Raw genomic sequence first — 10,501 nt, forward strand, 5'->3', positions numbered from 1 at the left:
TCCGGTGGATCGCCGGACGGGACGGGCCGCGGGACGCGTGCCAGACTGCGAGGGTGCCGTCCTTGACCCAGCGCGCCCTGGCCCGGGTCCCGGAGGGGGTGCGCCCCTTCCTGGTCCGGCACCGGAGCCTGGTGAAGTTCCTGCTGGTCGGCAGCGGCTGCTTCGCCCTGACGCTGCTGATCAACTACGCGCTGCGGCTGACCCTGCTGGAGCGCAAGCCCGTGCTGGCGCTGACCGTGGCGACGGTGGCCGGCACCGCCGTCTCCTACGTGCTCAACCGGCGGTGGAGCTTCCGCTCCTCCTGGCGGCGGCGCGAACCGCTGCTGTTCCTGCTGGTGAGCGCCGTCGCCATCGCCGTCAACGTGCTGCCGCTGATCGCCTCGCGCTACCTGTTCGAGCTGCGCGAGCCACGGGTCAGCCCGGTCACCCGGGAGGTGGCCGACTTCCTGAGCGGGATGGTGCTGGGCACCTTCGCGGCGATGCTGTTCCGCTTCTGGGCCATGCGGCGCTGGGTCTTCACACGGATGGAGCAGCCCGTCGCGGACGCCGCCGGGGTCTTCGCCGACCCGGGCCCCGAGGGCCGGCGCGCCCTGGGCCCTTCGGTGCGGTCGGCGGAGGCCGGAGCGGGTGAGGGCGATGCGTGAGCCGGACGGTCCGCGTGGGGCCGGGCCCGCGAGCCAGCAGGGCATGCGCCGGGCCAATCTGGCGCTGGTGCTGCGGATCGTCTCCCGCACCCCGCGCTCCCGCGCCGAGGTGGCCGCCGAGAGCGGGCTGACCAGGGCCGCCGTCTCCTCGCTCGCCGAGGAGCTGATCGCGGCCGGACTGCTGGTCGAGGAGGGCCCGGCCACGCCCAGCGGCAAGGTCGGCCGCCCCGGCACCGCGCTCGGGCTCGACCCGGACGGCCCGGCCGGCCTCGGCGCCGAGATCGGGGTGGAGCACCTGGGCGCCTGCGTGGTCGACCTGCGCGGCGAGGTCCGCGCCTGGCGCCGCCAGGAGATCCGCAACCGGGGGCGGCAGCCCGCCGCCGTCATGGCCGACCTCGCCGAGCTGCTCCGCCGGGCCGTCGCGGACGCCGGGCTGCGCCCGGCCGGGCTGGCGCTGGCCGTGCCCGGACTGGTCGGCGCCGACGGCGCGCTGCTCCAGCGGGCCGCCAACCTGGACTGGCGGGACGTCGCGGCCGTCGCCGAGCTGCGGCTGGCGCTGCGCGCCGCCAACGCCGAGGAACTGGCCGAACTCCCGCTGCGGGCCGACAACGAGGCCAACCTCGGCGGGCTGGCCGAGCTCTGGCTGGGCGACGGTCCGGAGCACTTCCTGCACGTCTCCGCCGAGGCGGGGGTCGGCTCGGCGATCGTCGTCGACGGCCGGCTGCTGCGCGGCGCGCGCGGCTACGCGGGCGAGCTGGGCCACGTCCCGGTGCACCCGGAGGGGCCGCGCTGCGCGTGCGGGGCGCACGGCTGCCTGGAGCAGTACGCGGGGGAGTCGGCGGTGCTGCGCGCGGCCGGGCTGGAGGGGGTCCGGGGCGACTGGGTGGCGCTGCTCGCGGAGCGGGCCGAGGCCGGGGACGAGGAGGTGCGGACGGCGCTCGACGGCGCCGGTGCCGCGCTGGGCATCGCCGCGGCCGGGGCGGTCAACCTGCTGGACCCGGCCGAGGTGGTGCTGGGCGGCGGCTACGCCCAGCTGGCGCCCTGGCTGCTGCCCGCGATGCGGGCCGAGCTGACCGCCCGGGTGACCGTCCGGCCCTGGTCGGAGGAGCGGCTGACGGTCTCCCGGCTGGGCCGCCGCGGCCCCCTGCTGGGGGCCGCGGTCGGCGTGGTCCGGTCGCTGCTCGCCGACCCGGGCCGGCTGGAGGAGCCTTAGGGCGTGTCTGACAATTCCCGCCGGGCGGGCGGCGTCAGGGCACGCACCTCGCCGCGTTGTCGTCGGTCGCCGATGGCCCCCAGCCTGACGGCCGGGAGGTGCCCCCACCGCATGGACTCCCTCCTCCGCCTTGCGATGCACGCACCCTGACGCCGCCCGCTGATCCGACGCGAATTGTCAGACACGCCCTAGCGGCCCGGCCGTCAGTCCTTGACCAGCTCGCGGCTCAGCCGCGAGGGCTTGCCGAGGACGGCGGCGAAGGTGATGCCGATGCCGACCAGCGCCCAGGCCAGCAGGACCAGCAGCGGCTGGGTCAGGTTGGTGGCGTCGAAGTAGGCGATCGAGCGGGCCGCGTCGGTACCGGCGCCGTTCGGGAACCAGGCGCCGATCGCCCGCCAGAACGGCGGCATCAGCGGCGGCGGGAAGACGCCGCCCGCGCTCGGGTTGCCGAGCACCACGAAGATCAGCACCGCGATGCCGATGCCGATGATGTCGAACAGGCACTGCAGGGCCATGGTGAACGCGCCGACCGCGAAGACCACCAGCGCGCCGAGGGCGGACATCGCCCAGAACGAGCCGGGCAGCGCGTCCAGGACCGTCTGGACGATGATCGCACCGCCGATGCCGGCCGCGACCGAGTACACCGCCAGGGTGCCGAGCCGGATCAGCGCCCGGTGGGTGTTGGACGGCTTGGCACCGGCGCTGACGCCGAGGATCGAGGCGACCAGGTAGCCGCCGACGCACCAGCCGATCACCAGGTAGAAGGAGGAGAGCCCGTTGGCGTCGCCCGTGGCGAGCGGCACGACGTCCTGGACGACGACCGTGCGGTCCTGGCTGTTCTCCAGGCCGGTGACGATGGACTCGGCGGCCCGGGCCGCGGACGGTCCGCGCGCGTTGGCGACCAGCAGCACGTCCTCGGTGGACGCCGGGTTCACCACCAGCGCGGCGTAGATCTTCTGGTCCTTGATCTGCTGGGTGGCGGCCTCCGCGTCCGGCGCGGTGACGGCCTTCACGGCCTCGTCCGGGACCGACTCCAGGCCCTGGACCAGCTTGGGGGCGACCTGCGGCGGGGCGACCACCGCGATCGACAGCTCGTGCGGCTTCGGCTGGTGCAGCGCGCCGACGTACGAGGTGACGAAGCCCAGCTGGAGGAGCAGCACGCCGATGACCAGCAGCGCCGCCCGCGGGGTGACCGCGCCCTTCAGTTCGGCGGCGAAGCCCTTCTTCGGTGCCGGTTCGGCCGTGCGCTCCGGTGCCTCGGTGGGCTCGGGTCCCTGCTGCCCTGGGGCGGTCATGCACATCTCCTTGCGTATCGGGGGAAACCGGGTACTTAATAGCATGAACTAGTTTCGTTGAGGTTTCTCCCGCGCCGGGGCGCTCCGGACGGGCTGCGGGATACTGACGCGGTGAGTACGCAGGACGAGGGCCGCGACGAGGCCCCGCAGGACGAGGACCCGCTGCTGGCGGTCGAGCGCGAGGTGGGGGTGCTGTTCCGGCGCGGCCGGGCCCGGATGTCCGAGCTCTCCCGGCGGGTCCACCCGCAGCTGGAGGGCATGGCGTACAGCCTGCTGAGCTACGTCGAGCAGGCCGGGTCGGTGCGGGTGACCGACGTCGGTGTGCACTTCGCGGTCGGCAAGGCGACGATCAGCCGGCAGATCCGGGCGCTGGAGGAGCTGGGCCTGCTGGCCCGGGAGGTGGACCCGCAGGACCGCCGCTCCGCCCGGGTCTCGCTCACCGAGGACGGCCGGCGGCGCTTCCTCGCGGCCAGGGCCGCCCGGATGACCCGGGTGCGGGAGCTGATCGGCGGCTGGCCGGAGGAGGACGTGGTGCGCTTCGCCGAGCTGCTGCACCGCTTCAACGACGTGGTCGGCGAGGCGGCGGCCGCACCGGCCGGCTGAGCGGCGGACGCGCGGGGCGGGAGCCGACGTGCGGGGCAGGGGGGGCGCAAGGGGCCCGGGCCGGGATCGGTCCGGGCTTTACTTGTTCTTGACGAATGTTGCCTAGGTCAACCATCGGCCTTATGGTTGCCACAGGCAACTATTCCGAAGGACCTCGATGACCGTCACCGCCACGCCTGCCGCGACCGGAGCCGCCGACACGACCGACCAACCGATGACGCACCGGCAGGTGATGGAGGCACTCTCCGGCCTGCTGCTCGGCCTCTTCGTCGCCGTGCTCTCGTCGACCGTCGTCTCCAACGCGCTGCCGCGGATCCTCACCGACCTGCACGGCGGCCAGTCCGCCTACACCTGGGTGATCACCGCGACCCTGCTCACCCTCACCGCCTCCACCCCGATCTGGGGCAAGCTCTCCGACCTCGCCAGCAAGAAGCTGCTGCTGCAGATCGCGCTGGTGATCTACATCGCCTCCTCCGCGCTGGCCGGCCTCTCCCAGAACACCGGCGAGCTGATCGCCTGCCGCGCCCTCCAGGGCATCGGCGCCGGCGGTGTCACCGCCCTCGCCCAGATCTGCCTGGCCGCGATGGTCCCGCCGCGTGAGCGCGGCCGGTACAGCGGCTACTTCGGCGCCGTCTTCGCGCTGGCCACCATCGGCGGCCCGCTGATCGGCGGCGTCATCGTGGACACCTCCTGGCTCGGCTGGCGCTGGTGCTTCTACGTCGGCATCCCGTTCGCGCTGGCCGCGATCCTGGTGCTGCAGCGCACCCTGAAGCTGCCCGTGGTCAAGCGCAAGGTGAAGATCGACTACCTCGGCGCCCTGGTGATCACCGGCGCGGTCAGCCTGCTGATGATCTGGATCACCCTGGCGGGCAAGAACTACGCCTGGCTCTCCTGGCAGACCGCGGTCATGGTCGGCGGCGGCCTGCTGCTCGGCGCCCTCGCCGTCGTCGTCGAGCGCCGCGCGGCCGAGCCGATCATCCCGCCGCACCTGTTCAAGCACCGGACGGTCACCCTGGCCGCGCTGGCCAGCGTGCTGGTCGGCATCGGGATGTACGGCGCGACCACCTTCCTCAGCCAGTACTTCCAGCTCGCCCGGGACAAGTCCCCGACGGTGGCCGGCCTGATGACCCTGCCGATGATCCTCGGCCTGGCCGTCTCCTCCACCGTCGCCGGCAAGCTGATCACCAAGTACGGCAAGTGGAAGGTCTACCTGGTCAGCGGAACGCTGCTGCTGGCCATCGGCTTCGGCCTGCTCGGCACCGCCCGGGCCGACACCGACTACGGCCTGCTCTCCGTCTACATGGCGGTCACCGGCATCGGCCTCGGCCTCACCATGCAGAACCTCGTCCTCGCCGTCCAGAACACCGTGCCGCGCGCGGAGCTCGGCTCGGCCAGCTCGGTGGTCACCTTCTTCCGCACCATGGGCGGCGCGATGGGCGTCTCGGCGCTCGGCGCGCTGATGAACAACCGGGTCGGCCACTACCTCGCCGAGAACCTGGCCAACGCGGGCGTCCCGGCGGGCGGCGGCTCGCTCGGCGGCGGCATCCCGGACCTGCACAAGCTGCCCGCGCAGCTGGTGCCGCTGGTCACCGATGCCTTCGGACACGGCGTCGGCATGATCTTCCTGGTGGCGGCGCCGTTCGCGCTGCTGGCCTTCGTCACCGTGCTGTTCATCCGGGAGACCGTGCTGCGCACCGGTCAGGAGTGACACCCGCCGGGGACGGCACCGCCGGAGGGCCGGGAGTGGACCACCACTCCCGGCCCTCCGGCGTAGTGTCGCGCCGGCCATGGTCGTCGTGCGGGGCGGTGCGTTCGGGAGGCCGGGCTGCGGCGGCGGTCCGCGAACTCCCGCCTGCCGGGCGACGCGTCCCCGGCCCGACGGCCGGGAGGTACCCCCCACGCCGCGTTGTTCGTCGATCACCGAAGGGCCGGGTGCGGGCCGGCGTGCCGTCGGTGCGAGGGGCGGCCCCGTGCGCCGGCCAGGCCGTGACCGGCCGCGTCGCGTCCTGGCCGGCGCGTCGTGGAACGCCGGAGGGGCGGGGGCGGGGGTGGCGCTCCCGGCCCTCCGGCGTACCGCGTGCCGCTACTTGTGGGCGATCAGGCTCAGCCCGTAGAGGACCACCGCGCCGCAGACGGCGAAGCAGGCGTACGCGCCGGCCAGGGCCAGCCGGCCGCCGGTCACCGGGGCGGCGCCGGCACCGGCCGTCTCGCGGCGCGCGGTGAGCGCGGCCTCGCGGCGGGACAGGGCGAGGATGCCGAGAGCGAAGACGGCGACCACGGCGACGGTGATGCCGAAGCTGACACCGGCGGTCTGGGCCAGGGCGTTCCACTTGATGTGCATGGTGATTCGAGCTCCTCAGCCGGCGGCGGTCAGGCCGCGACCGTGGTCGAGGACGGGGTCGGGGAGGCGGGCACGGCGGCGGGGTCGGCCTCGGCCGGGCCGACCTCGACCGGGGTGACGTCGGAGGCGTCGTTGACGTTGTCCGCGTGGACCGGCTGGCGGCGGGAGATGACCCACATCGCGGCCGAGCCGGCCACCAGGGCGGCACCGACCAGGGCGACGCCCCAGTTGCCCCGCTCGGCCAGGTAGGCGGCGAGCCCGCCCACGGTGGCGGCGGCGGGCAGGGTCAGGCCCCAGGTGTAGACCATGCGGCGGACCATGCCCCAGCGCAGCTCGGCCTTCGGGCCGCCGAGGCCGGCGCCCATGATGCCGCCGGAGCAGACCTGGGTGGTGGAGAGGCCGAAGCCCATGCTGGACGAGGTCAGGATGACCGTCGCGGAGGCCGACTCGGAGGCGAAGCCCTGGCGCGGGGTGATGTCCGCCAGGCCGCTGCCCATCGAGCGGATGATCCGCCAGCCGCCCATGTAGGTGCCGAGAGCGATCGCGGCGCCGGCCGAGACGATGACCCAGGTGGGGGGCAGCGCGCCCTTCGGCAGGGCGCCGACCGAGACCAGGGTCAGGGTGATGATGCCCATCGTCTTCTGGGCGTCGTTGGTGCCGTGCGCCAGCGAGATCAGCGAGGAGGAGAAGATCTGGCCGGTGCGGAAGCCCTTGCCGACGGTCTTCTCGTCGCTCTTGCGGGTGATCGCGAAGGCCAGCTTGGTGGCGCCCCAGGAGGCCAGGCCGGCCACCAGCGGGGAGGCGATCGCCGGGATGAGGATCTTGCTGACCACGGTGTCGAAGTTGACGCCGTTGGCACCGACACCGACCACGGTGGCGCCGATCAGACCGCCGTAGAGCGCGTGCGAAGAGCTCGACGGCAGGCCGCGCAGCCAGGTCAGCAGGTTCCAGAGGATGGCGCCGGCCAGTGCAGCGAAGATGATCTCCGGATGGATACCGGCCTTCTCGTTGACGATGCCGCCGGAGATGGTGGTGGCGACCTTCACGGAGAGGAACGCGCCCGCGAAGTTGAGGAGGGCCGCGATGGTGACTGCGATCTTCGGCCGGAGGGCTCCCGTCGCGATGGAGGTGGCCATCGCGTTGGCGGTGTCGTGGAACCCGTTGGTGAAGTCGAAGGCGAGCGCCGTGATGATCACAACGGCCACCAGGAACGAGATGTGTTCCATACCCAAACAATCGTCGTAGTTGTCGCACTGACGTTGGTGTCGTGCGCGACGCTAGGGACGCTTGGTGAACGGAAGGTGAACTGGCGTCTGAATCAAGGTTCCGACAGTGTCGTAGGGGTTGCCGGGACCTTTCCGAAGGGTTGCGCCCGCCGCGCTGAGCTGGACATTAGTGGAGATCCGCCCGCTTCGCCCGTTTTGCTGAGAGTTGCCTCACAGGAAGGGTGAAAAATTCATCGCGTCGTACGGGCGCGGCCTGTTTCCGGCGAGTAACCCGTGGCAGGATCTGCCGGAGGTCCGGGTACCCCGGAGCGCGGGCGGACGGGGAGGACGAGACCCATGGGCGGGGCGGTACGGCGCGCGGAGCTGACGGACGGACGACCGGCGGGCGGAGCGGGCGGCAGACGACCGGCCTGGGTCCGGGCCGCGCTGCGCTGCGGCGCCGTACTCGCGGCAGCCGCCCTGTCGCTGCCGCTGGCCTCCGGCGCGGCCTGGGCCGACCCGGTCCCGCCGGCCACCACCGCACCCGGAGCACCCGTCGCCGATCCCGCCGGTGCCGACCCGCTCGCCGCCGCCAAGGCCACCCTCGGCCCGCTGCTCGACCAGCTGCACGCGCTCTACCAGGGCGCCGAGGCCGCCACCGAGCAGTACAACGCGGCCGTCGACCGGGTCGCCGTGCAGCAGGCCGCGCTCACCGAACTCAAGGCCAAGCTGGAGCGCCAGCAGAAGCAGGTCGACGCGGGCACCGACATCGCCGCCCAGCTCGCCGCCGCCCAGTACCGCAACGGCGCCGCGTCCGCCTACGCGGAGCTGCTGCTCTCCAAGGACCCGTACGAGGCCGTCACCATCGCCGAGCTGCTCGCCGCCGCCAGCCGCTCGCAGAACGACTTCCTCAACAAGCTGACCGCCGACCGTGACGCGCTCGGCGGGCTGCAGAAGCAGAACGAGGAGGCGCTCGCCACCTCGCAGACCCTGGTCACCCAGCAGGACGCCGCCAAGGCCAAGGTCGCCGCCGACCTCGCCAGCGTCGAGCAGCTGGTCTCCTCGCTCACCGGTGCCCAGCGCGCCGAGCTGGAGCAGGTCGAGAAGGCCAAGGCCGACGAGGCCCAGCTCGCCTTCCTCGCCACCGGCGTGCTCGGCAAGGGCGAGCGCACCCCGTCGCTGGCCGGCCGCGCCGCGGTCGCCTACGCGCTCGCCCAGCTGGGCAAGCCGTACGTGTGGGGCGGCGCCGGGCCGGACGTCTTCGACTGCTCCGGGCTCACCTCGCAGGCCTGGCTGCACGCCGGCAAGCCGATCCCGCGTACCAGCCAGGAGCAGTGGGCGCAGCTCCGGCGCATCCCGCTCGACCAGCTCCGGCCGGGCGATCTGATCATCTACTTCGAGGGCGCCACGCACGTCGCGATGTACATCGGCGGCGGGCTCGTCGTGCACGCGCCGCGGCCGGGCTCGTACGTCAAGGTCGGGCCGATCGGGGCCAACCCGATCCTCGGCGCCGTCCGGCCGGACCCGGACGGGGCGGCCGACGAGGCGGGCGGCGCCTGGAAGGTCCCCGACCTGCCGGCCGGCTGGGACTCGGTGACCCCGATCGCGCCCAGCCCGCTCAACCAGCCGCCGATCCCGCCGGGCACCCCGGTCCCGCCGCCCGTCACCCCGGCGGCCCCGGGCACCCCCGAGCCCACCGCCACGCCGACGGGCACCCCGGACCCCTCCACGCCGACCGGTACGCCGACGGGGACCCCGACCGGCACGCCCACGAGCACGCCGACCGGCACGCCGACCGAGACCCCGACGTCCACGCCGACGGGCACGCCCACCGAGACGCCGACGTCCACGCCGACCGGCACCCCGACCGGAACGCCCACGGGTACCCCGACCGGAACGCCGACGGGCACGCCCACCGAGACCCCCTCGGGCACCCCCGCCTCCACCGGCACCGGCTCGCCCACCGCCACCGGCTCCAACGCCGCCACGGCCTCCGGCACCGCCTCCGCCACCACGTCCGGCACCCTCTCGCCCACCCAGAACTGACCCGCGGCGGCCGGGCCTTCGAGACCCCTCTCGAAGCCCAGGCCGCTCCGTCGCTGCGCCTTGCCGCTGCGGAGTAGGAAGTCGGCCATTCCGACTTCGCACTCCGCACCTGCTCCCGGCGGCCCCGCTCGATCCGAGCGAGAACCGGGGGCCACACCTTGCGTCCGTCGTAGACGGATGGGTGATTGGGAGTGGGAAGTCGACGGGGCCGACTTCCCACTCCTGGCCCTCGGCCAGCGGCTTCGGCTGCGCCTCGCCGCTGGCCGGGGGCTTCGCCCTGGCGGCTTCGGCTGCGCCTCGCCGCTGGCCGGGGGCTTCGCCCTGGCGGCTTCGGCTGCGCCTCGCCGCTGCATGTCTTGGCTGCGGAATGCTCGGTGTGGAGTGGGAAGTCGGCCATTCTGACTTCTCACTCCACCTGCAGAGCCCGTCCCTTGATCATCACACCTGCTCCGGCCGGTACTCGCTCAATCCGAGTAGGGACCGGCGGCCACACGTTGCGGCTGTCGTAGACGGATGGGTGCTTGGAGCAGGAAGTCGGCCCCTTCGACTTCCTGCTCCTGACGGCAGGGACCGCACAGCCAACCCGAGCATGGCATCGGGCGGCCCTTTGCTCCGTGCAAGCGGCCACCGGTGGAAGCGGAGTAGGGAGTCGGCCGGTCCGACTTCCCACTCCGCGCCTTCAGCCCCCACCTTCACCGCCATGCGCGAAGACCTCGGCGGCGATCGCTCGGCCCGAGTGATTGCCGCCGACAGCAACCGTTCCCCACCAGAGCAAGGCGGAGTGGGAAGTCGATGAGGCCGACTTCCCACTCCGAGGGCTGCCATCTGGCTGCCTGAGGCCCACCGACATCGACGGGTCCCCCCTGTTCCGGAGGCGTGGGGCGGGTCTGGTCTGTCACCTTTGCGCGCGCTGGGAAGTCGGTGGGACCGACTTCCTGTGCGTGGTGGTTGGGACAGCGCAGCCGAACTGAGCACGGTTTCCGCCGGCCCCTTGCTCTGCGCAAGGGGCCGGCGGCGGATGCGGAGTAGGAAGTCGGCGAGGCCGACTTCCTACTCCTGGCCCCGCACGGTGGGAGCTGCGCGAGATTGGCGGGGGGGGGGCCCGGGGGGGAGCGGCGGGGGGGCCCCCCGGCCGCACCGCGGGGGAGACTTTT

The 10,501-nt window shown here is 73.3% G+C and carries 8 protein-coding genes; 5 read left to right on the top strand and 3 right to left on the bottom strand.

From position 1 onward, the window contains the following. Positions 1 to 53 precede the first annotated feature (53 nt). On the top strand, positions 54 to 644 hold the full coding sequence (locus ABZW10_RS14270; protein WP_355363996.1) for a GtrA family protein: 591 nt from the start codon (positions 54 to 56) through the stop codon (positions 642 to 644). After that, positions 637 to 1,857 carry an ROK family protein gene (locus ABZW10_RS14275; RefSeq protein WP_355363999.1) on the top strand — a complete coding sequence of 407 codons (1,221 nt, stop codon included), beginning with the start codon at positions 637 to 639 and terminating at the stop codon, positions 1,855 to 1,857. The genes ABZW10_RS14270 and ABZW10_RS14275 overlap by 8 nt, the downstream gene beginning before the upstream one ends. A 203-nt stretch (positions 1,858 to 2,060) precedes the next feature. Here the strand turns inward: ABZW10_RS14275 and ABZW10_RS14280 are convergent, their stop codons facing one another. Next, entirely contained in the window at positions 2,061 to 3,152 is a 1,092-nt protein-coding gene (locus ABZW10_RS14280; protein WP_355364002.1) for an ABC transporter permease, read from the bottom strand. A 111-nt stretch (positions 3,153 to 3,263) separates the two neighbouring features. On the opposite strand from ABZW10_RS14280, the gene ABZW10_RS14285 reads away from it, so the two are divergent. Together ABZW10_RS14285 and ABZW10_RS14290 are read left to right on the top strand one after the other, a co-directional pair. After that, entirely contained in the window at positions 3,264 to 3,755 is a 492-nt protein-coding gene (locus ABZW10_RS14285; RefSeq protein WP_355364005.1) for a MarR family transcriptional regulator, read from the top strand. A 157-nt stretch (positions 3,756 to 3,912) separates the two neighbouring features. Then, positions 3,913 to 5,463: an MDR family MFS transporter gene (locus ABZW10_RS14290; protein WP_355364008.1), complete on the top strand. Its 1,551-nt coding sequence runs from the start codon at positions 3,913 to 3,915 to the stop codon at positions 5,461 to 5,463. A gap of 375 nt (positions 5,464 to 5,838) precedes the next feature. Here ABZW10_RS14290 and ABZW10_RS14295 read toward each other — a convergent pair whose 3' ends face one another. Both ABZW10_RS14295 and ABZW10_RS14300 read right to left on the bottom strand, forming a co-directional pair. After that, complete coding sequence (locus tag ABZW10_RS14295; protein WP_355364011.1) at positions 5,839 to 6,096, bottom strand: hypothetical protein; 258 nt, start codon at positions 6,094 to 6,096, stop codon at positions 5,839 to 5,841. Between the two features lie 29 nt (positions 6,097 to 6,125). Beyond that, complete coding sequence (locus tag ABZW10_RS14300) at positions 6,126 to 7,322, bottom strand: inorganic phosphate transporter (protein ID WP_355364014.1); 1,197 nt, start codon at positions 7,320 to 7,322, stop codon at positions 6,126 to 6,128. Between the two features lie 336 nt (positions 7,323 to 7,658). Between ABZW10_RS14300 and ABZW10_RS14305 the strand changes: the two genes are divergently transcribed. After that, positions 7,659 to 9,347: an NlpC/P60 family protein gene (locus ABZW10_RS14305; protein ID WP_355364017.1), complete on the top strand. Its 1,689-nt coding sequence runs from the start codon at positions 7,659 to 7,661 to the stop codon at positions 9,345 to 9,347. Positions 9,348 to 10,501 lie beyond the last annotated feature (1,154 nt).

This window comes from Kitasatospora sp. NPDC004723, from assembly GCF_040609255.1.
Classification (GTDB): Bacteria; Actinomycetota; Actinomycetes; order Streptomycetales; family Streptomycetaceae; genus Kitasatospora.